Origin of the sequence: Faecalibacterium langellae, assembly GCF_002549775.1 — a bacterium.
Taxonomy (GTDB): domain Bacteria; phylum Bacillota; class Clostridia; order Oscillospirales; family Ruminococcaceae; genus Faecalibacterium; species Faecalibacterium langellae.
The window spans coordinates 38,088-58,020 of record NZ_NMTR01000019.1; the positions used below are offsets into that span (position 1 = coordinate 38,088).

21 protein-coding genes, 1 pseudogene and 1 riboswitch are annotated in these 19,933 nt (G+C 56.1%); of the genes and pseudogenes, 12 read left to right on the forward strand and 10 right to left on the reverse strand.

Annotated features, from left to right (window positions below; all coding sequences use genetic code 11):
* Positions 1–11: 11 nt before the first annotated feature.
* Positions 12–248: a hypothetical protein gene (locus CGS49_RS07620; protein ID WP_242975409.1), complete on the reverse strand. Its 237-nt coding sequence runs from the start codon at positions 246–248 to the stop codon at positions 12–14.
* Here CGS49_RS07620 and CGS49_RS07625 point away from each other — a divergent pair.
* The 6 genes from CGS49_RS07625 (at position 186) to CGS49_RS07645 (ending at position 4,333) form a co-directional block, all read left to right on the forward strand.
* The gene (locus tag CGS49_RS07625) at positions 186–1,328 is read left to right on the forward strand and encodes a DUF2264 domain-containing protein (RefSeq protein WP_242975410.1); all 1,143 of its coding nucleotides are present in this window, start codon (positions 186–188) and stop codon (positions 1,326–1,328) included. The genes CGS49_RS07620 and CGS49_RS07625 overlap by 63 nt on opposite strands.
* Positions 1,329–1,553: 225 nt before the next feature.
* Entirely contained in the window at positions 1,554–1,775 is a 222-nt protein-coding gene (locus CGS49_RS07630; protein ID WP_097801268.1) for a hypothetical protein, read from the forward strand.
* A gap of 15 nt (positions 1,776–1,790) precedes the next feature.
* Entirely contained in the window at positions 1,791–2,435 is a 645-nt protein-coding gene (locus tag CGS49_RS07635; RefSeq protein ID WP_242975411.1) for a type I phosphomannose isomerase catalytic subunit, read from the forward strand.
* A complete protein-coding gene (locus CGS49_RS14460) occupies positions 2,432–2,731 on the forward strand; it encodes a hypothetical protein (protein ID WP_242975412.1) in 300 nt (99 codons plus the stop codon). The genes CGS49_RS07635 and CGS49_RS14460 overlap by 4 nt, the downstream gene beginning before the upstream one ends.
* A gap of 287 nt (positions 2,732–3,018) precedes the next feature.
* Positions 3,019–3,696 (forward strand): DUF3990 domain-containing protein, encoded by a 678-nt coding sequence (locus CGS49_RS07640; RefSeq protein WP_097801269.1) that lies wholly within the window; start codon positions 3,019–3,021, stop codon positions 3,694–3,696.
* A complete protein-coding gene (locus CGS49_RS07645; RefSeq protein WP_097801270.1) occupies positions 3,677–4,333 on the forward strand; it encodes a helix-turn-helix domain-containing protein in 657 nt (218 codons plus the stop codon). The genes CGS49_RS07640 and CGS49_RS07645 overlap by 20 nt, the downstream gene beginning before the upstream one ends.
* Positions 4,334–4,712: 379 nt before the next feature.
* Here the strand turns inward: CGS49_RS07645 and CGS49_RS07650 are convergent, their stop codons facing one another.
* From CGS49_RS07650 to CGS49_RS14010, 6 genes and pseudogenes are all read right to left on the reverse strand, one after another.
* Positions 4,713–5,774 (reverse strand): tyrosine-type recombinase/integrase, encoded by a 1,062-nt coding sequence (locus tag CGS49_RS07650; protein WP_489752632.1) that lies wholly within the window; start codon positions 5,772–5,774, stop codon positions 4,713–4,715.
* 9 nt (positions 5,775–5,783) lie between these two features.
* Positions 5,784–5,963: pseudogene (locus tag CGS49_RS14675) on the reverse strand (integrase DNA-binding domain-containing protein); the annotation flags it as partial.
* Positions 5,964–6,052: 89 nt separating this feature from the next.
* Complete coding sequence (locus CGS49_RS07655; RefSeq protein WP_430407823.1) at positions 6,053–6,340, reverse strand: excisionase; 288 nt, start codon at positions 6,338–6,340, stop codon at positions 6,053–6,055.
* Between the two features lie 77 nt (positions 6,341–6,417).
* A complete protein-coding gene (locus tag CGS49_RS07660; RefSeq protein ID WP_097801272.1) occupies positions 6,418–7,758 on the reverse strand; it encodes a plasmid recombination protein in 1,341 nt (446 codons plus the stop codon).
* A 518-nt stretch (positions 7,759–8,276) separates the two neighbouring features.
* Positions 8,277–9,563: a DNA primase family protein gene (locus tag CGS49_RS07665; RefSeq protein WP_097801273.1), complete on the reverse strand. Its 1,287-nt coding sequence runs from the start codon at positions 9,561–9,563 to the stop codon at positions 8,277–8,279.
* Between the two features lie 80 nt (positions 9,564–9,643).
* Positions 9,644–9,841, reverse strand: coding sequence for a hypothetical protein (locus tag CGS49_RS14010; RefSeq protein WP_143405835.1), 198 nt, complete (start codon positions 9,839–9,841; stop codon positions 9,644–9,646).
* A 452-nt stretch (positions 9,842–10,293) separates the two neighbouring features.
* A riboswitch (FMN riboswitch) is annotated at positions 10,294–10,408 on the forward strand.
* Between the two features lie 151 nt (positions 10,409–10,559).
* Between CGS49_RS14010 and ribD the strand changes: the two genes are divergently transcribed.
* Genes ribD through CGS49_RS07700 form a run of 6 tightly spaced genes read left to right on the forward strand, consistent with a single transcriptional unit; the run spans position 10,560 to position 14,879 of the window.
* Positions 10,560–11,684 (forward strand): bifunctional diaminohydroxyphosphoribosylaminopyrimidine deaminase/5-amino-6-(5-phosphoribosylamino)uracil reductase RibD, encoded by a 1,125-nt coding sequence (ribD, locus tag CGS49_RS07675; protein ID WP_097801274.1) that lies wholly within the window; start codon positions 10,560–10,562, stop codon positions 11,682–11,684.
* Positions 11,648–12,289: a riboflavin synthase gene (locus tag CGS49_RS07680; RefSeq protein WP_179859053.1), complete on the forward strand. Its 642-nt coding sequence runs from the start codon at positions 11,648–11,650 to the stop codon at positions 12,287–12,289. The genes ribD and CGS49_RS07680 overlap by 37 nt, the downstream gene beginning before the upstream one ends.
* A 12-nt stretch (positions 12,290–12,301) precedes the next feature.
* A complete protein-coding gene (locus tag CGS49_RS07685; protein ID WP_097783204.1) occupies positions 12,302–13,498 on the forward strand; it encodes a bifunctional 3,4-dihydroxy-2-butanone-4-phosphate synthase/GTP cyclohydrolase II in 1,197 nt (398 codons plus the stop codon).
* A gap of 21 nt (positions 13,499–13,519) precedes the next feature.
* Complete coding sequence (gene ribH / locus CGS49_RS07690; RefSeq protein WP_097801275.1) at positions 13,520–13,996, forward strand: 6,7-dimethyl-8-ribityllumazine synthase; 477 nt, start codon at positions 13,520–13,522, stop codon at positions 13,994–13,996.
* Between the two features lie 20 nt (positions 13,997–14,016).
* Positions 14,017–14,433 carry a winged helix-turn-helix domain-containing protein gene (locus CGS49_RS07695; protein WP_097801276.1) on the forward strand — a complete coding sequence of 139 codons (417 nt, stop codon included), beginning with the start codon at positions 14,017–14,019 and terminating at the stop codon, positions 14,431–14,433.
* Positions 14,430–14,879, forward strand: coding sequence for a low molecular weight protein-tyrosine-phosphatase (locus tag CGS49_RS07700; protein WP_097801277.1), 450 nt, complete (start codon positions 14,430–14,432; stop codon positions 14,877–14,879). The genes CGS49_RS07695 and CGS49_RS07700 overlap by 4 nt, the downstream gene beginning before the upstream one ends.
* Positions 14,880–15,220: 341 nt before the next feature.
* Here CGS49_RS07700 and lysS read toward each other — a convergent pair whose 3' ends face one another.
* From lysS to CGS49_RS07720, 3 genes are all read right to left on the reverse strand, one after another.
* Complete coding sequence (gene lysS / locus CGS49_RS07705; protein WP_097801278.1) at positions 15,221–16,732, reverse strand: lysine--tRNA ligase; 1,512 nt, start codon at positions 16,730–16,732, stop codon at positions 15,221–15,223.
* A 23-nt stretch (positions 16,733–16,755) separates the two neighbouring features.
* Positions 16,756–17,241: a transcription elongation factor GreA gene (gene greA, locus CGS49_RS07710; protein ID WP_097801279.1), complete on the reverse strand. Its 486-nt coding sequence runs from the start codon at positions 17,239–17,241 to the stop codon at positions 16,756–16,758.
* Between the two features lie 201 nt (positions 17,242–17,442).
* Positions 17,443–19,866: a hypothetical protein gene (locus CGS49_RS07720; protein ID WP_097801281.1), complete on the reverse strand. Its 2,424-nt coding sequence runs from the start codon at positions 19,864–19,866 to the stop codon at positions 17,443–17,445.
* Positions 19,867–19,933: the final 67 nt, after the last annotated feature.

Genomic DNA, 19,933 nt, shown 5'->3' on the forward strand with positions numbered 1-19,933 from the left:
TCGGGTGGAGTTTAGACTGTGACATCGGGGTCCCTCCTCATCAGTTCCATACACATTCTGCCGTTGTGGTAGGGGCATTTCCACGGCTCCAGGATCGGTTTGCGGCTGGACGGCTTCCCGTCTGCGTCCACATCCCAGAACCACTCGCTGCCGGGGCGTTTGTCCACCAGCATGTTGCAGATGTAGTGGTAAATATCGGCGGCGGCATCGCGGTATTTTGCATCGCCGCTCTTGGCAAATTCGTTCACAAAGCCGAGGATGCTTTCGGCCTGCACCCACCAGACCCGGGTGGTGTCCACCTTGCCGCACTCTACCGCCACCGCGCCGAATTATTTGCACAGCAGTTCGTCTACTGGTTCGACGCCAACGGTGCGGCCCTGCCCTTTGGCCGCAGCCTGACCTATCGGTTTGCTCAGAACTGCTTCTGGTCGGCCTGCATCTGGGCGGGGCTGGAACCCCTGCCCCTGCCGGTGATGAAGGGCATCATCGTGCGCAACTTCCGGTGGTGGCTTTTCCAGAACATCTTTGACCGGGACGGCATCCTGACCATCGGCTACTGCTACCCGCAGATGTACATGGCCGAAAACTACAACGCCCCGGGCAGCCCCTATTGGAGCATGAAAAGCTTTTTGCTGCTGGCCCTGCCGGACGACCACCCCTTCTGGGCAGCCGAAGCCGCCCCGCTGCCTGCGCTGGATGCCCTCAAGCCCATGCCCTTTGCCAACATGCTGGTGCAGCGCCGGGCGGGCCGGGTGACGGCCTATCCGGCGGGTGTGAACCAGGTGCCCGGCCACGGCCAGTTCCCGGAAAAGTACGCAAAGTTCGCCTACGACACCCGGTTCGGCTTCTGCGCTTCCCGCAGCCGGGAGGTGATAGAACAGGCCGCACCGGACAGCATGCTGGCCTTTGTCATCGACCGCAACGTGTTCGTGCGCCGGGCCTCCGAAAGCTGGAAGATCGAAAAGGGGGCCGTGGTCACAAGGTGGTCGCCCTTCCCCGGCATTGAGGTGACCACCACCATCACCCCCACTGCCACCGGCCACCACCGCCACCACGAGGTGGACAGTGCCTTTGATTGTGAAGCCTACGACACCGGCTTTGCGGTGCCGAATTTTGCACCGGGCTATGACGAAACGGTGGAAAACCACAGTGCCGAAGCCCACTGTGACACCCTGTGCTGCAAGGGTGTCCGGCACGGGCGAAGGCGTGCTCATCAAGTGCGACCCCAACACCAGCCTGTATTTTGCCAATGTGCGGCTGCCTGCGGTGAAATACGCTATTGCAAAAGGACACACTGTGATGGATACGGATATCACAGATATCGCTGAAAAATAATGCAAACTGTGATCCAAAACCGAACCAAAACGGCTGTTCTTTTCCGCAAAACGCGGGGGAGAACGGTCGTTTTCCGGTTTCACACACGATTTTTTCTCCGGCGGAAAAAAGTGTGTGTCTTGTTCTGAAAAAACTGCAGAATGCTCCAAAGAAGATGCGTTTTCTTCGGTGGGGCGGTGTGTTATCCTTTTCTTGGACAAAGAAAGGGGGCAGGCGCGATGACGCTGACCGACCGACAGTACGCGCTGCTGCAGCGGCTGAGCAGAATGCCGGACACCGCCCTTTCTGCACTCAGTCAGGAAATGGACCTTGCCCCGCAGACCCTCCGGCAGGATGTGAATGCGCTGATGCCGCTGTTCCTGCTCTGCATTGCCGTCGGCACTGCGGTGGCCGCAGCCCTGATCCTGTTCTTCCGCAAGAAGACCCACAAAGTTCACTAAGGAGGCTCCCTTACCATGGCACAGTTCATTCGGTTGAAACCGGTTTTCAAAGAGACGATCTGGGGCGGTTCCGCTCTTGCGCAGCGGGGGTTTGATATCCCCGGCGACCACACGGGCGAAGCCTGGGTCACCAGCGCCCACCCCAACGGCGACTGCGAGATCGCCGCAGGGGAATATCAGGGCAAGACCCTGAGCTGGCTGTGGAACGAGCATCAGGAACTGTTCGGCAGCATCGGCGGCGACCGTTTTCCGCTGCTGGTCAAGGTGATCCACGCAAAGCAGGACCTGAGCATTCAGGTGCACCCGGACAACCGCTATGCCCGTCGCCACGAAAACGGCAGCCTGGGCAAGGCTGAGTGCTGGTACATTCTGGACTGCGAGCCGGGGGTCGACATCATCGTGGGCCACTCGGCCAGCAGTGACGAGGCCCTGTGCGAGGAGATCGACCACGGCGAGTGGAACAAGCTGCTGCACCCGCGCCCCATCCACCCCGGCGATTTCTTCTACATCGCCCCGGGCACGGTGCACGCCATCCGCGCAGGCACCGTCCTGCTGGAGGTCCAGCAGAGCAGCGATATCACACCTACCGCCTGTACGACTACGACCGCCTGCAGAACGGCAAACCCCGTGCCCTGCATATCCAGCAGAGCAAGGACGTGATCCAGAGCCCCTACGAGGCCCCGACCCTGACCCAGAAGTCCCGCTGCACACCAGACTACGACTGGGAAGAACTGGTCCGCAGCCCCTACTTCACCCTCTCCCACGTCCGGGTGTATGACCACTACGAGTTCTGGATGGATGAGCCTTTTGCCATCGTGAACGTCCTGTCCGGCAGCGGCACCATCAACGGCGAGCCCATCCGGCAGGGCGAGAGCCTGATCCTTCCCTTCGGCACCGGCAAGGTCTCGGTGGAAGGCACGGTGGAGATCGCGATCTCCTCGCTGACGATCTCCTGAACGGCCTGAACGATTTGAACTGCTATCTTCCCCATTCAATAAACCGGCCCTTCACAGTGGTGAAGGGCCGGTTTTCGTTTACGGAGGAAGCGGCATGCCCCGCAATGCCCTTACCGATGTACCGTTTCCCTTAAAATATGCCATGATTTAAGGGAAAGGCAGGCAGACCAAGGGCTTTTGATCGGGCAGAACGGAAAAAACGCAGAAGACAGAAAAATGGAATTATCATAGAAAGCTCTTGCACAACTACTCCCATGGGAGTATAATCAAAGCAAAGAGGTGATTCTATGGAAAAAATAATCTACCACGGTTCGGATCATATTCTTTCAAAGCCAAAGTTCGGCTATGGAAAAACGTACAATGACTATGGTGTTGGCTTTTACTGCACCGAAAACCCTAATATGGCCAAAGAGTGGGGCGTTGGCATAGACCACAACGGTTATGCCAACCAGTACAGGATTGAATGCGATGGCCTGACCATTCTGGATTTAAATGCTCCCGGCTATACGATGCTACACTGGCTGACCATCCTGTTGGAGAACCGCGAATTCGATGCTTCCGCCCCTTTGGCCGCAGAAGCCAAAGAATACCTTCTGAAAAACTTTCACCTCGACTATAAGTCTGCCGACATCATCATTGGCTATCGGGCAGATGACAGCTATTTTTCCTTTGCATCCGATTTTATCAACGGTGCGATCTCTTACCGTCAGTTATGCAATGCCATGCGCTTGGGCAAGCTGGGGCAACAGTTCGTATTGAAAAGCAGAGCAGCTTTTGAACGTCTGGAATTTCTCGGCTATGAGACCGCAGATTCAAAAGAATGGTATAAGAAAAAGGCCTTCCGTGACCAGACAGCCCGCCGCCAGTATTTTGACGTGGAGCGCAACCGCCGCCAGAGGGGAGACCTTTATATCACCACGATTCTTGATGAGGAGATGAAGCCCGATGATCCACGCTTACGATAAAAGCTACCTTGCCGCCGCGCAGAAAAACCTTGCCCGGATGCTGGATTACCTCGTCAACGATCTGCATCACCCGCTGGAAACCGCGTGGCAGTGGTTTCTGACCAGTGAGTTATCTGCCCGGTTCGAGCAGGGAGACTGTTCGGTGTTGGTGGGTATGTCCGGTGTGGAGTTTGCCCGCGCTGTACTGGAGCAGGCGGGCGAAGCCGTGCCCATGCAGCAGCCCTCGTATGCCTACGACCGCAGCCCGGAATACTGGACAGGCTGGGCCCTTGCCTATTACCAGTGGCTGACCGGTCTGCGCTTTGCGGAGATCGAGCAGGCAGTGCCGATCACGAAGGTGCGGCTGCTGTATACTCCCTACCATGAGATGGATGTGAAGCAGTTTGCGGACAAGATGAACGAGTTGTACCGCGCAGCAAAACCGGAAACAAATCTGAAAGCCCTGCGTGCCTTGGCAGGTTTGAGCCAATCGGAACTGGCAGAACAGACCGATGTGCCGGTGCGTACCATCCAGCAGTACGAACAGCGGCAGAAAGATATCAACAAAGCACAGGCGGAAACACTGCTCCGCCTTGCGAGGACGTTGAACTGTAATGTGGAAGATCTGATGGAGAAAGTGCCCTTTCCAAGGAATTGACAGCGTCACGCGCTCTTGTTATAATTGAAACAACATCTCCCCCGGGCCTCTGCGCGCAGCGTATGCACACTCGGAGGCGTTTTGTTTATAAAAGAAGATTTTCCAAACAGTGCCTGGAAAATTGGGCAAAGAAAAAATGCCAGACGATGTCTGGCATTTTTTGTTATCTCATTTGTTATCTCAGAGGAACAGGAATTTACTGCTCAATCGGCTTCATCGTGGGGACAGGTCAAGGAAGGCTCACAAATGGCTTTATTTTCCTTTATAAGCCTATCCATGCGACTTCCTTTTTCCTGCTCCCGTACATCACCCTACGCAACTCTCCACAACTTACCGGCAATTTGGTGTAAAAGTGGTGTAGTGGTTGGTGTAGTAGATTTCAGACCGAAATGCCCAATTTGCCGTTCAGATTTGCAAAGGAATGGGCTTTGGCTTCCTTGGTGGCTTCCGCGTAAATCTCCATCGTGGTGCTGATGTCCCGGTGTCCCATGATGTCCTGAATGATCTTCAGGTTGGTTTCATTTTCACACAGCCGGGTGCAGAACGTGTGCCGGAGATTATGGCAGGAGAAAGGCGGCAGCAGCTGCGGCTCTCGTTTTTCCTTTTCGGCCTTTTCCAGTTCGGCTTCGTTGTATGCCACGCTGATGCGCTTGATGGCGCGGTTGACCGTCTGCGGGTTCTGCAGCTGGCCGAAGCGGTTCAGGAATACGAAGTCCGAGATTCCGTCGATTTCGTATTCGCATACCAGTTCCAGCTCCTGCTGGTTGGTGCGCTCCTGCTCCAGTGCCTTCCGCACTTCGGGCAAGATCGGAATTGTCCGCTTACCGGCGGCAGTCTTGGGGGTGGACATGGTGAAATAGCAGCCGCCCACCTCGTGGTCATGGTACACCAGATTGTGCTGGATGGTGATAAACCCACTCTCGAAGTCGATGTCACCCCAGCACAGGCCAACCGTTTCCGAGATGCGGCATCCGGTACCCAGCATGAAGGTGAACATCGGGAGCCAGTGCTGGAACTTCGGCGTTTTCTTGATGAAGTTCAGGAACGCCTGCTGCTGGGGCAGTGTCAGAGCGTGACGTTTGGGCGTTTCGTACTGGTGAGCGGCTTTAATGGCCGTCAGGACACCATCCGTGGGATTCACACGGATGTACTCATCGTCCACCGCCACCGCAAAGACCTGATGGAGAACATTCTGGATGGTTTCCAGCGTGTTCAATGCCATCTTGCCGTTGCGGACGATGCCATTGTAGTAGCTGCGGATATCCGACTTGCGAATGTCCTTGAGCTTCATCATGCCGATCTCATCCCGAACGAACCGATTGTACATATAAACGTAGTTGGCGAAGGTATGCTCTTTCAAGCCCACCTTGTTCTTACGCCACAGTTCAAACAGGTCATTCAGGGTCAGGCTGCACTCCGGGATGCGGAGGCCATCTGCCAAGTCGTGCTGGATCTTCTCTTCCTTTTCGCGCAGCCCCTCCAAGGTTGCATCATAGATGGTATGGCGTTTTCCGTTTTTCGCAGTCCAACGGTACATATACAGCCCGTCACTTTTGCGATAAACCTCGCCATCCTTCAAAACACGGCCTTTATTGTCTTTACGTCTTTGCATATAAACTCTCCTTTTCATTCACAGAATGTTGAAAAGGAGCCTTACGCCATGAGTATACCATGACGCAAGACTCCCTGCAACATCAAACGGTCAATTTTTGAACCGCATCAGATCGAGAATGCCTTGTCCAGATATTCGTCCAGCTTACGGCGTTTGATCAGCCGTTTGGTTCCGTTCCAAAGAACGAACTTGCATTCATCGCTATCGGTCATTGACCGCAGTTTATTGATACCGATCCCAGAGTAAGCCGCTGCTTCCTCCAAGGTCAGATTACTCTTTTGCCAAATCGGAACTTGTCGGGACTTAGTCCCTCCATCTTGCTGACGCAAGACCGTTCCGTTGCTTAAAGTCCCCACTGGGGACTTCATTGCTTCGCAAACGCAAACTTCTTTCACTTGCACCTCCACTTCCTTGTAACCGGGTGTCGGGGCAGAAAGTGCCAGCTTTCTGCCCCAAACGTTCCCGATGAGGTTCAGATTTCCGAGTGCCCCTCCTGTGTGCGGGGTTGTGCCGCTGGTTTGTTTTGCGCCTGTTCTGCCTGCAAGCGGCTCAGCAGTTGCAGAACAGAATCCCGTGCTTTCTCCTTGACCTGTTCCTTGCCTTTCTGCCGGACTTCTGGCTTCAGCAGCTTCTCCTGCAAGCGGGTAGCGGTGGATTGCATGGTCTTGAGGAACTTGTCCAGCACGGTGTCCAAACGGTGCGCTGCATACTCTCTTGTAGTCTGCGGAGCCTTGCGCTCCGGGGACAGCACCCACTTCTTCGTGTCCTCGATTATCCGCATATCTTCTTTCCGGGTCTCGGTGCGCACCACATCGGTCACGACCTCCACCGCCTTGTCGTAGGCTGCTGCCGAAACATCTTCCAGCAGGGTCTCCATATCCGAAACTTTCAGGGTCAGTTCGTCCAGCTTGCTCTGCTGGGCGGCAAGCTGCTCCTTCTGCTTGGCAAGGATGAAGTCCTGCTTTTCCAGATACTTGCGGTTGCCGTATTCTGCTTCTTCCTCCAAATCCAACCCATGACGTTTTGCAACCTCAAACAGCATCTTCCGGCAGGCGGCATCAAAGGTGATCTTGCGGTTGTTGCGGCGGCTGAGGGGCATGTCCGGGTCAGGCAGGTCGAAGCCCAGTGTTTCCAATGCCTTTTCCTGCTGGGGAGCAACCTCGCCGTACTTGTTCTCACAGTCGAACACATGGCGCTCGTGGATGTGGGGTGTGCTTTCGTCCAGATGCAACGCCCAATCCAGAACGTGAACATGATTGCCAAACTTTGCTTTGAACTCCTCGATGAACTCGGTGACGATGTTTAGCAAGTCCTCTGCCGAAGCGTGTTCATCCAGCGTTCCAAGCTGGTAGATAGTTTCTTCCGGGCAGGTCTTGCGGCTGGACAGCAGGTCGGGAATGGAGCGGTTGCGCTCCGTGTGCCGAATCTTGGCGTTGCGCTCGTTCTGGCTTTCCACAAAAGCCGTGTAGTGGGTTTCGTAGAATTGATGTTCCACATCTGAGAAGGTTGTCGCCAGATCATCCGGGTCTTGTGGGTCAAGAGCCGAACGGAAACCGTGGAAGCAGTCCCAGTAGATGTTGCCCTTGGCTCGTTCCGGGTCGATGTGCTCACTGTTGGCAAGGTTGAAACTGCGGTCATTGTGCTTGGGGTTGTAAGTGCCGTGTGCTCCGGCTCGTCCGTTGTGTCGTGTCAGCTTCAGATAGACATCCCTCCGTTTCAACAGCTTGGCGGGGAGAACGCAGCAGCGAAGCTGCTGGATCTGCCGCCGTTTTGCGCCAGATAATACCCAGTAGGATATGACGCATAGCATCATATCACTGGGCAAGGCGTTCCCCCTTGACCCTTGCAAAGAGCTGGTCTCGCCTGTCGGCTCGGTCGGTGCTTCAAAAGGCCGGTGGCCTTTTGAGGTCGCCACTGGCGACCCGCACCCCTCTGCACTCTTGCTCCGGGCAAGCTGACAGGCAAAGATTTGCGAATCCCTGCCCGCCAGCTCGTCCGGCTTTTTCAGTGGGCCATTTTGACCCACTGATTTTGCCTGTTCCCAAAATAGTAACAGGCAGATAGACGGTCTGATAACGGCCATCTTGCCCAGATTCCCATTTTGGGAATTTGGGTGGAAGCTGATAAGTGCCGCTTTCCGGCACTTATCACTATTGGCAAACTGTCAACCTGGCGCTTTGCCAATACCCCCTATATGGTGCGTATTCGGTCAATCGCTGCGTACGTGCGTACAGAGAAAGGGCATCCGCCGCGTACGCACGTACGCAGCAAAACGCCCATATTCTCCTTTATGGGGGGTCATGTCCGCCAGCTATTGGGGGTGAGGTCGGGCTACACAAGGGCTTCGATGCCCACAAAGCCCCGGACACGCCGCCCGGACGAGTTGACAATGTTGTTGGTGGATTCCAGCTTATACCTGCGCTGGTTGGCGATCAGCACATCGCTGAACCCTCGTGCCTTGATCGCATTCAAGCTGTTCTCCTCGCACCACATCTTGTAGACCTCATACAGCTCTTTCGAGCTGGTACAGGAATCTGCCTTCAGGCGGATGTAGCCCTCGGATTCGAGGAAATCGAACACATTGTTGTTATCCCGCTTCACCAGTTCCCGGTTGCGCTTGGCACGGTCACTCTCGGTGAACTGAAAGCCGTTATTCACCAGCCGCTGCAAGCCCTCAAATGCCCACAGCAGGATGCCCTCGACCTCTGCCGCCATCTTCTCTGCAATGTCCGGGTCATCCACACGGGACAGGGGCTTGTCCTTGGTGGTCAGGATGAGCTGACGGCGGTAGAAACCGTCCGAGCGGTCATACAGAGCCTGCAAGTCACCGTTGCTGAACGCCAGCAGGCGGGCGTACATCCAGCCCTGATAGCTCTGCTTGCCCTTGCGCTCCAAATCCATCTGCCCCTGTGCGGTCACGATGGACTTGACATAGTTGGTCTGGCGCAGGGCTTCCATCCGCATATCATCGTCCACACAGAGCAGGGTGTGTTCGAGGTCGGCACGGGCAAAGCGGTTCTCCGAGATCTTGCCGATGCTGCCATCCTTCATGTTGCAGCCGAACAGCCGGGACAGCACCACACCGATCTGCGACTTTCCCTCGCCGCCGTTGCCCTTGATGACCATCATGCGCTGTCCCTTGTTGCTGGGGATCAGGCAGTAGCCAATAAACCCCTGCACGGTGGGGATATCCTCCGGGTAGAGCAGGTTGGACAGGAACCGCAGCCAATGGACAGGCTGTGGGGCTTTCGGGTCATATTTGACCGGGAGCCGGTTGCGGACGATCTCCGGCTTGCCCTCCTGAAAGGTACCGCCCAGATACAGGGTGCCGTTTGCCAGCGCAATGCGGTCGGTGACAGGTGGAAAGTCCTCTACCTGTGCCGCCAGTTTCAGCACGTCCACCACATTGGTGACCTTCTTGGCAAGGTTCGCCCCGACGTATTCACGCATCATCTCGAAGATCTCGCAGCGCAGGGGCATGGGGTCCACCATTCTGCCGTCCGGGGTGAAAAATGCGCCATTCGAGTAAAGCAGCTGGTGGGTGCTCAGAAAATCGTCACAAAACAGGGATTCGTTGAAAAAGCCTTTCTTGAACCATGCAGGGGTAAAATTACTCATAGGCATTCCGTCCTTTCTTGGCGTTACGGAGAAACGATGTGATCATTTTGATCACATCGTTTTACTCCGCAACTGGGAAATCAACGTCCTGCCGTTCTCCCTGCATGGCTTTCCTGCCCCCCTTCCGGCGGTGTTTTCCGGCTCTCCCACTTGGGGGTCATCGCCGGGTATCCCATGCAGATGGTCATGCGGTTTTCAAGGTGCAACGGGCAAAACGGCAACAAAAAAGCCGTTACAAAACAGACCAGCCCTGCCTTCGCTTTTTTCTGGAAGGTCATGCTAGTCGGTTATGTAACGGCTGAAAGCCAAAATGTTCATCCCCACAGGGTCTGAACGAATATGTAAAAATATGTTATATTCAATTGTTGGGATAGATTACCACAAAAATCGAGCCGTGTCAACGTGAACTTGTCGGGGCAAGGCCCCTCCATCTTGCTGCGCAAGACCGTTCTGTCGCTTAAAAGCCCCACTGGGGCTTTCATTGCTCCGCTGCGCTGCGCAAACGCGCACTTTTGAAAACACGCCACTTTCGGCAGCTTGCAAGAGAAGGCGAGGAAAACTTTGGCAAAAAGAGAGAGGGCTGGACGGTGCCAGCCCTCTTGACAAGGCAACAACAGCCAAAAAGTTTCATTCCCACCCTCAAACCATCTTCATCCCGGTTTCGTCCCGGTTTGCAGAATGCCCTTGCAATCCGAAAGGAGCCGTGCTATAATGCCGCTGTAATTGAATCAGAAATCTTCAGGGCAGGGTGCGATTCCCTACCGGTGGTACAGCCCACGAGCCGTAAGGCATGATTCGGTGAAACTCCGAAGCCGACAGTACAGTCTGGATGAAAGAAGATACCAAGCGCAGAGCCCGCACGGTTCTGCGCTTGTGGAGGCTGCTCTGGGATGCGTTTGCATTCTGGAGCTTTCTTTTTTGCACAAGGGTCCCTTGTGTCTTTTCGGCTTGCCCTGAACGTTTTTGTTCAGGGCTTTTTCTTTTGGAGGCGACACGATGAACGACAAAGAGTATATGCGTCTGGCTTTGCAGCTTGCAAAAAAGGGTTGCGGATGGACGTCTCCCAACCCGATGGTGGGTGCCGTGGTCGTAAAAGAGGGCAGGATCATCGGACAGGGCTGGCACCAGAGATACGGTCAGGCTCATGCGGAGCGCAATGCGCTGGCATCCTGCACCGAAGATCCGCAGGGAGCGACCCTGTATGTGACATTGGAACCGTGCTGCCATTACGGAAAGCAGCCGCCCTGCGTGGATGCGATTCTGGACGCGGGCATTCACCGGGTGGTCGTGGGTTCTGCTGACCCGAATCCGCTGGTGGCTGGAAAAGGAATTGCAATCCTGCGCACACACGGCATAGATGTGACCGAAAATGTTCTGCAAGAGGAATGCGATGCGCTGAACAAGGTGTTCTTCCACTATATCACCACAAAACGCCCCTTCGTTTCCATGAAATACGCCATGACGATGGACGGAAAAATCGCCACATACACAGGCGCTTCCAAATGGATCACCGGGGAAATTGCCCGGAATCATGTTCAACGGCAGCGACACCGATTCCGCGGCATTATGGTGGGAGTCGGAACCATCCTAGCAGATGACCCGCTGCTGACCTGCCGGATAGAGGGTGGCCGTGATCCCGTCCGGATCATCTGTGATACACATTTGCGGACACCGCTGCAATCACAGGTGGTCATGACCGCCAAACAGGTTCCGACCATTCTTGCGACCTGCTGCGGCGACCCGGAGAAGCAGGCGGCATATCAACAGGCCGGGTGCCGGGTCCTTTGTCTGGAAGCGCATTGCGGTCATGTGAATCTTCTGCAACTGATGGAACAGCTGGGGCAGGAGCAGATCGACAGCATTCTGCTGGAAGGCGGCGGAACCTTGAACTGGTCTGCACTGGAAAGCGGCATCGTGCAGCAGGTACAGGCTTACATTGCCCCGAAGCTGTTCGGAGGAAGGGATGCCAAAGCACCCATTGAGGGTGCAGGTGTCCCGCTTCCGGATGCTGCATTCCGCCTGAAGAACAGCCGATTGGAACAGCTTGGCAAAGATTTCCTGATCGAAAGTGAGGTAGAGTACCCGTGTTTACCGGAATCGTGGAAGAAGTCGGAACAATAAAATCCATCAATCGGGGACAGCATTCCGCCGTACTGACTGTTCGTGCAAAAACGGTTCTGGAAGGAACCAGGATCGGCGACAGCATCGCCGTCAACGGCATCTGTCTGACCGTCAGGCAGCTCTTCCCGGATAGCTTTGCTGCGGATGTCATGCACGAGACCTTGAACCGCTCTGCACTTGCACAGCTCACCATTGGAAGTGCTGTCAATCTGGAACGTGCCATGCCGGCCAACGGACGTTTTGGCGGACACATCGTAGCAGGCCATGTGGATGGCGTCGGACGCATTGCTAATATCCGAAAAGACGATACGGCTATCTGGTACACCATTCATGCAGATTCTGCGATCCTTCGCTATGTCGTTGAAAAAGGCTCTATCACAATAGACGGTATCAGCCTGACCGTGGCTGCGGTGGAACCTACGGGCTTTTCCGTGTCCACGATACCGCACACCGTCCGTCAGACGAACCTGAACCAACGGCACAAAGGGGATTTTGTCAATTTGGAAACCGATGTTGTTGGAAAATATATCGAGAGGCTGCTTCCATCAGAAACACCGAAGCAAAACACGCTCACAAAAGAAATGCTGCTGCGCTGCGGCTTTTAAGGAGAGTTTACGATGAACTTCAATACCATTCCCGAAGCTTTGCAAGACCTGAAGCAAGGAAAAATCATTCTGGTAACGGATGACCCCGACCGTGAAAACGAGGGGGACTTCATCTGTGCTGCCGAATTTGCCACCACCGAAAACATCAACTTTATGGCGACCCACGGCAAAGGTCTGATCTGTATGCCGATGTCCGAGGCTTTCGTCCAGAAGCTGCAATTTCCGCAGATGGTGCAGTATAACACCGACAACCATGAAACGGCATTTACGGTGTCCATCGACCACGTTTCTACTTCTACGGGCATTTCTGCCGCAGAGCGTTCCATTACGGCGATGGCTTGTGTGGACGATCACGCAAAAGCAGAAGATTTCCGCAGACCGGGCCATATGTTCCCCCTTCTGGCAAAAAAGAACGGTGTGTTGGAGCGCAACGGTCACACGGAAGCAACCGTTGACCTGTGCCGTCTGGCAGGGCTGAAAGAATGCGGCCTGTGCTGCGAGATCATGCGGGAGGATGGCACGATGATGCGCACCGCTGAACTGGCAAAGCTGGCAGAGCGTTTCCAGATCAAATTCATCACCATCCGTGATTTACAGGAGTACCGCAAGTGTCACGATAAACTGGTCGATCAGGTGACAGCAGTGAACCTGCCCACCAAGTATGGCACCTTCAGAGCTTATGGTTTTGTGAGCCGCCTGAACGGAGAGCATCACATTGCACTGGTAAAAGGTGAGATTGGCGATGGAAAGGATATTCTGTGCCGCGTCCACTCGGAATGCCTGACAGGAGATACATTTGGCTCTTTGCGTTGTGACTGCGGCCAGCAGCTGGCCGCTGCCATGACGCAGATCGAAAAAGAAGACCGGGGTATCCTGCTCTATATGCGGCAGGAAGGCCGGGGCATCGGTCTGATCAACAAACTGCGTGCCTATGAACTTCAGGAGCAGGGCATGGATACGCTGGAAGCCAATCTCGCTCTGGGGTTCCATGGAGATGAACGGGAGTATTATCTCGGCGCACAGATTCTCCGGGAACTTGGCGTAAAAAGCCTGCGCCTGCTTACCAATAACCCGGACAAAGTATATCAGCTCTCCGAGTTTGGGCTGGAGATCTCCGAGCGCGTACCCATTCAGATGACGGCGACCCCGTATGACCTGTTTTACCTGAAAACGAAGCAGGCACGGATGGGGCATCTTCTGGAATATTAACAACGAAAGAGGTATTTAAAAATGAAAACATTTGAAGGTAAGCTGGTTTCTCAGAACATCAAGGTCGGCATCGTAGCTGCCCGCTTCAACGAATTTATCACGTCCAAACTTCTGAGCGGAGCAATGGATGGTCTGTTCCGGCACGATGTGCAGGACGCTGATATTCATGTTGCATGGGTTCCAGGTGCTTTTGAGATCCCACTGGTTGCCTCTAAAATGGCAAAAAGCGGAAAGTATGATGCTGTGATCTGCCTTGGTGCCGTGATTCGCGGTTCTACCAGCCATTACGACTATGTGTGCAATGAGGTTTCCAAAGGCATTGCCACGGTCTCGCTGGAAAGCGGGGTTCCCGTCCTCTTTGGTGTTCTGACCACCGAAAACATCGAACAGGCCATCGAGCGGGCAGGCACCAAAGCAGGTAATAAAGGCTATGACTGTGCAGTCAGTGCCATCGAGATGGTAAACCTGCTCCGGGAAATGGATACCGCCGCAGAGTAAAATACACGCAGGAGTTTGCCATGATCGTTATAAAGACCCGACAGCCTGACCCGGAATTGGAGCAGAAGATCCGGATGCTTCTGGAACGAGAGCACATCGAGGCAGAGCAAATATCCATTGATTCATGGGAGAAGTTGGTTCTTCCGGGGCTTACACTGGACGGAATGACCCACGAAGTGTCGTGCAACGGCAGAAAAGTCTCCCTTACACGACTGGAGTTCGATTTGCTGCTGATGCTTGCCTCCCACGAAGGACAAATCTTCTCAAAAGAAGAGCTTTTCCGTGCTGTGTGGGGACAAAACTGTGACGACACCTTAAAGGTCGTGGCAAATACCGTTTCCAATCTGCGAAAGAAGCTGGCCGGCTGCGGCAGCTTTATCCGCACTACCCACGGCGGCTATACTTTTGTAAGCCAAAAGGAGAACGACCCGGCATGACCAGAATCTTATTTATTTGTCTCGGAAATATCTGCCGAAGTCCGATGGCGGAGTATGTGATGAAAGACCTTACGTCCAAGGCCGGACTATCCGAGCAATTTGAAATCGCATCAGCCGCCACCAGTGCATGGGAAATCGGAAATCCGGTCTATCCTCCTGCACGGCAGAAGCTGGCAGAACATGGCATCGACTGCAACGGCAAGACCGCCCGGCAGATGACCCGGCTGGATTATGCACGGTATGATCATCTGATTGGCATGGACGAAAGTAATCTGTGCGACATCCTGCGGCTTGTCGGCGGAGACCCACAGCATAAAGTCTCGCTGCTGATGGCGCATACGGATCATCCCCGTGAAGTGGCAGACCCATGGTTCACAGGAGACTTTGAAGCCACATGGCAGGATGTGCTGGAAGGCTGCACGGCATTGCTTGAGGAACTGCGCTAAATTGGCGTAAATTTTGGCGTATGCTGAATCAAGGTGCATTTTATAATCACCAGCGACGAGCTGATTTAACCGCATGGAACGCCGATTGGTAGCATAAAATCCTTATATGAAACAAAAAGCGGCAGCTACGTTGTTTTTCGCAACATAGCTGCCGTATCTTCGTTTTGGGAGTTCGGTGTAGCCACTACACCAATCCGCCTATTCAATTCTTACACCACACCGCTTTGTAAGGCTCCTTTTCGGGAAAACGTCCCAAAATTGGTGTAGTTGTGGTGTAGTACCGCAGATGCCGCTTGAAATCCGTTCAAAATTTCATCGTATCTTCGTCTGAATTTTGCATTTCACTGCTCAATCGGCTTCATCGTGGGGAACAGCAGCACGTCACGGATAGAAGCGCTGTCCGTCAGCAGCATGACCAGACGGTCCACGCCGAAGCCCAGGCCGCCCGTGGGGGGCAGGCCGTACTCCAGAGCGTTGACGTAGTCGTAGTCCACCTGGGCCTTGCAGTCCGGCTCGATGGCCTTGCGCTCGGCCACCTGACGCTCGAAGCGGCCCTTCTGGTCAATGGGGTCGTTCAGCTCGCTGAAGGCGTTGCCGTACTCGGTGCAGTCGATGAAATACTCAAAGCGCTCGGTGAAGGCGGGGTCGTCCGGCTTGCGCTTGGCAAGGGGGCTGATCTCCACGGGGTAGTCGTAGATGAAGGTGGGCTGGATGAGTTTGTCCTCCACGAAGGCATCGAAGAACTCGGCCAGGATGGCACCCTTGGTGGGCACCTCGGGCAGCTCCACGTTGTGGGCCTTGGCGGCGGCAATGGCGTCCTCGTCGGTGGCCCAGTCGTTGAAGTCCACGCCGGAGTACTTCTTCACGGCCTCGATCATGGTCAGGCGCTCCCAGTGGCCCATGTCGATCTGCTTGCCCTGATAGGGGATGACCATGCTGCCGCAGATCTTCTGAGCCAGACGCTTGTACAGCTCCTCCACCAGATCCATCATGCCGTGGAAATCGGTGAAGGCCTGATACAGCTCGATGCTGGTGAACTCCGGGTTGTGCTTGGGGTCCATGCCCTCGTTGCGGAAGATGCGGCCCACTTCATATACGCGGTCCATGCCGCCCACGATCAGGCGCTTGAGGTACAGCTCGGTCTCGATGCGCAGCACCATGTCCATGTTCAGGCTGTTGTGATGGGTGTAGAAGGGGCGTGCCGATGCGCCGATCTCGAAGGGGGTCAGGATGGGGGTGTCCACTTCCAGGAAGCCCTTCTCGTCCAGATAAGCGCGGATCTCCTTCAGGATCTGGCTGCGCTTGACGAAGGTGTCCTTGACCTCCGGGTTTGCGATCAGGTCCACATAGCGCTGGCGATACCGCATCTCGGTGTCGGTCAGGCCGTGGAACTTCTCGGGCAGGGGGCGCAGGCTCTTGGCCAGCAGCACCAGCTCGGTGGCGCGGACGCTCAGCTCGCCGGTCTTGGTGCGGAACACCTCGCCCTTCACGCCGATGATATCGCCCACGTCCAGCTTCTTGAAGGCGGCATAAGCCTCCTCGCCCAGCTCATCGCGGCGGACATACAGCTGGATGTCGCCCTTGTCGTCGCGCAGGTGGGCAAAGCTGGCCTTGCCCATCACGCGCTTGGACATCATGCGGCCAGCCAGGGCAACCTGCTTGCCGCTGTCGGTCTCGTTGGGCAGGTCCTTGAATTCTTCCTTCAGGTCGGCCGAGTAGGCGTCCTGCGGGTACTTGGTCAGGGTAAAGGGGTCATGACCGGCGGCCTGCAGGTCTGCCAGCTTCTGGCGGCGCACCTGCACCTGCTCGCTCTCGGACAGGCCCTGTGCGGGGTTTCTCTTTTGTTCTTCCATGGTTTCTCCTATTATATCCTATATCAGCCCTGGGAGTGGGTGATGGCCAGCACGGTGTACTCCACGGTGTGGCCGGTGGGCAGCAGCACTTCGGTCTTGTCGCCCACAGCCTTGTTCAGCAGGGCGTGGCCCACGGGGCTCTCGTCGCTGATCTTGCCGTTCAGGGGGTCGGCCTCGGTGCGGCCCACGATGTCGTATTCTTCGGTCTCGTCCTCGCCGGTCATCTGGATGGTGACGTGGGTGCCCACGGACACGCTCTCCACGCTCAGCTCGCTCTCGTCGATGACGACGGCGTTCTTGATCATCTGCTCCAGCTCGGTGATGCGGTTCTCCACCAGGCCCTGGGTGTTCTTGGCCTCGTCGTACTCGCTGTTCTCGGACAGGTCGCCGTGGCTGCGGGCTTCCTTGATCTCCTCGGCCAGCTCCTTGCGGCGGACGGTCTTGAGGTATTCCAGCTCCTCCTGCATCGCCTTCAGGCCAGCAGCGGACATCTTGATCTCTTGTGCCATTTGAGAATCTCTCCTTGTCTCTATTTGTTTCGCGCAGGTGCAAAGCCGCGCAATGATGCCATTTTGACTACATTATTATAATAGCAAGCAGGGGGTTTGTCAATAAAAAAGGCGGGGCTGCGGGGGGAAAAAGGGGAGAGAAGGGCGGTGCAGTGCAGCAAAAAGGCCAGCGCAGAAGCGCTGGCCTTTGATGAGGGGGCGTTATTTTGCAAAGGCGTGGTTCCACACCTCGATGACCCGCCACTTGGGCACCCGGCCGTCGGGGGCAAAGGTGCCGTCGCTGCGGGCGGTGAGCAGGCCCTGCTCGGTGCACCAGCGGGCCGCAGCCTGCTGGTCGGCGTCCGTGATGTCCGGGTACACGGTCACGACGGCACCGGCTTCCGGGCGGCCTGCGGCGTTCCACAGCAGCTGGGCCAGTTCGCCGCGGGTGGCGGGGATGGCGGTGCCTTCCGGCAGCAGGTTTTTCAGCATGACGCGGGTCGTCACCTCATAGCCGCCCCACACGGCGGCCCCCGCGAGGGCCGTACCGGCAACCACGGCCACGACGGCCGAACCGTCACCGTCCGCTGCTTCGCCGGGGTCCACGGGCTTCAGGGTGGGCGTGATGACCAGTTCGCTTGCGCCGGTCAGGTCGTTGTTCCATTCTGGCGCATCCGGGGCATCCGGGTCGGTCACATCGGACGTGATCACGGTCACATTCTTTCCACAGGTCAGCACCACGGCATCCGTGGCACCTTCCCGCTTGACATCGCTGTCCACCGCGATGTCGTACACTTCCACGCTGTCGTCCGGCGTGTAGGTCAGCTGGTTGGTGAACAGGCCGCCGGTGCCCTCGTTGCGCAGGGTCACGGTACCGGAACACTGGATGATGTGTTCATCGTCGTTATTGTCGCCGATCAGTTTATCGCCATCCGTTTTGCCGGTGATGGTCACATTCCGGGCACCTGCAATGGTCAGCAGGTAATTCAGAGCCTGACCGCTGGTGTTGGTCAGGGTCACATCACCCGTGCAAGTAATGTTCGCTGCGCCTTCCACGGCACACCGCTCCTCCGAATCCGCACGCACGGTCACGTCCTGCGCGGCGTACACGGTCAGACCTTCCCACACACCGCCGCCGATGGGATTCGTGATCTCCACATTGCCGCGGCAGGCGATGTCGGCATCATTGTAAACGAGATAGGAGTCATAACGGCCGTCCAGGGTCACATCCTGTGCGTCGTGCACTAGCAGGCTGTCGCCCACCACACCGCCGCCGGTGTTCGTCAGGACTGCATCACCGGTGCAGGTGATCTTGGCATCGCCGTTAACGGCATAATCGTCGGAATCGCTGTCCTCGCTTTCCGGGGTGTTGGCCGTCACGGTCACGTTCTGCGCATTGTACACGGTCAGGTCATAGCGCACGCATGAGCCGCTCTCGTTCGTGATGGTCACATCGCCGCTGGCGCTGACCACAACGTCATCGTGCACAAGGTTACCATCATAATCTCCCTGCAGGGTCACATTTTTTACGCCGTCCGCGTACACACTGCCCATCACGATGCCGTTCAGCACCACGCTGGGCACCGTGCCGGTCTTGGGGTCGGCCAGACCCTGTATCTTCACGTCCTTATGGTCCATCGTGAAATCAAAGCGGATGGTGAAGGTGTCGTTGGCAAAGGTCACATCCGCGTTCGAATTGTTTTTCAGATGCTGCGGTGTAAAGACCTCGGTGTAATCGTTATAGGTGACGTGGAGTTCCATTTCCGTGTTCTCGGCCTTTTTCCAGTTGGCCCCCACGGTGATATCCTCGTCCGGCATGTGGAAAAGGCATTCCGGCGGGTCATTGCCCTCAAGTTTCAGCCCTTCCGGCAGGACCCAGTGGTCCAGTTCCAGCGCATCGGCGGGGCGCTCCACATGCACCTCCACCAACTCGCCCCGGTAGAAGCGGGTGCTGACCTGCCCGGTGCGGTCGCTGATGGCGCAGCCGTTTTTCACGGTCAGGGTGTAGGTGGGTTCTGCTTTGATCGTAATGCTGCGGGTCAGAGTGGTTATGTGGCCGTCCGTCTTGCTGTAGCGGTACATCTCGCCCGGCGCAAGCACACCTTCAAGGTAGTCTGACAGGCGCAGCACCATCTCGCTGCTGGACTGGTTTATGAACACTACTTCCTGCGCCGCATCGCCCTGCGCAGCGGTGTTTTCCACGGTCAGGCTGCCAGTGCAGCCGGGGTAAACAATATTCACCGCTGGGCCGTCCGGCACATAGCCCGAGAGCGTCATGTTGTGGACGTTTGCCGTGTTCAGCACGGTTTTCACCGCCGGGCCGTCTGCCACCGTGATGTCGAGGTCCACGGTCTTTTCGGGGTTCACATCGATGTAAAGGCCCTCGATGGTCTTTGTGCTGCTCAGCACGCCGTCCTTGTAGGCAAGGGTGCCGTCGCCAAGGATGTCGTCGGTGTTCTCTTTCACCACGATGGGATTTTCCTTATCCTTGTACACCACGGCGATGCTGCCCTCGGGGTAGGTGCCGGGCTGCAGCGTTGCGGCGGGCTCGTCTGCCGCGGCCAGCGCAGGCGCACACAGGCTCAGGGCCATGGCACCGGACACCAGCGCCGCCGTCAGGCGTCGGATGAGGTTGCGTTGTTTCATGCTGCGTTCCTCCTTTGAATGAAAATGACAGGGGGGGATATGCTTCTGCCCAAAGTATACCATACGG

Excerpts from the sequence above, each read along its gene's own strand:
- CGS49_RS07630 (WP_097801268.1), top strand. The coding sequence starts at position 1,554 with ATGACGCTGACCGACCGACAGTACGCGCTGCTGCAGCGGCTGAGCAGA.
- CGS49_RS07635 (WP_242975411.1), top strand. The coding sequence starts at position 1,791 with ATGGCACAGTTCATTCGGTTGAAACCGGTTTTCAAAGAGACGATCTGG.
- CGS49_RS07640 (WP_097801269.1), top strand. The coding sequence starts at position 3,019 with ATGGAAAAAATAATCTACCACGGTTCGGATCATATTCTTTCAAAGCCA.
- CGS49_RS07645 (WP_097801270.1), top strand. The coding sequence starts at position 3,677 with ATGATCCACGCTTACGATAAAAGCTACCTTGCCGCCGCGCAGAAAAAC.
- CGS49_RS07660 (WP_097801272.1), bottom strand. The coding sequence starts at position 7,758 with ATGATGCTATGCGTCATATCCTACTGGGTATTATCTGGCGCAAAACGG.
- CGS49_RS07665 (WP_097801273.1), bottom strand. The coding sequence starts at position 9,563 with ATGAGTAATTTTACCCCTGCATGGTTCAAGAAAGGCTTTTTCAACGAA.
- CGS49_RS14010 (WP_143405835.1), bottom strand. The coding sequence starts at position 9,841 with ATGACCTTCCAGAAAAAAGCGAAGGCAGGGCTGGTCTGTTTTGTAACG.
- ribD (WP_097801274.1), top strand. The coding sequence starts at position 10,560 with ATGAACGACAAAGAGTATATGCGTCTGGCTTTGCAGCTTGCAAAAAAG.
- CGS49_RS07685 (WP_097783204.1), top strand. The coding sequence starts at position 12,302 with ATGAACTTCAATACCATTCCCGAAGCTTTGCAAGACCTGAAGCAAGGA.
- ribH (WP_097801275.1), top strand. The coding sequence starts at position 13,520 with ATGAAAACATTTGAAGGTAAGCTGGTTTCTCAGAACATCAAGGTCGGC.
- CGS49_RS07695 (WP_097801276.1), top strand. The coding sequence starts at position 14,017 with ATGATCGTTATAAAGACCCGACAGCCTGACCCGGAATTGGAGCAGAAG.
- CGS49_RS07700 (WP_097801277.1), top strand. The coding sequence starts at position 14,430 with ATGACCAGAATCTTATTTATTTGTCTCGGAAATATCTGCCGAAGTCCG.
- lysS (WP_097801278.1), bottom strand. The coding sequence starts at position 16,732 with ATGGAAGAACAAAAGAGAAACCCCGCACAGGGCCTGTCCGAGAGCGAG.
- greA (WP_097801279.1), bottom strand. The coding sequence starts at position 17,241 with ATGGCACAAGAGATCAAGATGTCCGCTGCTGGCCTGAAGGCGATGCAG.
- CGS49_RS07720 (WP_097801281.1), bottom strand. The coding sequence starts at position 19,866 with ATGAAACAACGCAACCTCATCCGACGCCTGACGGCGGCGCTGGTGTCC.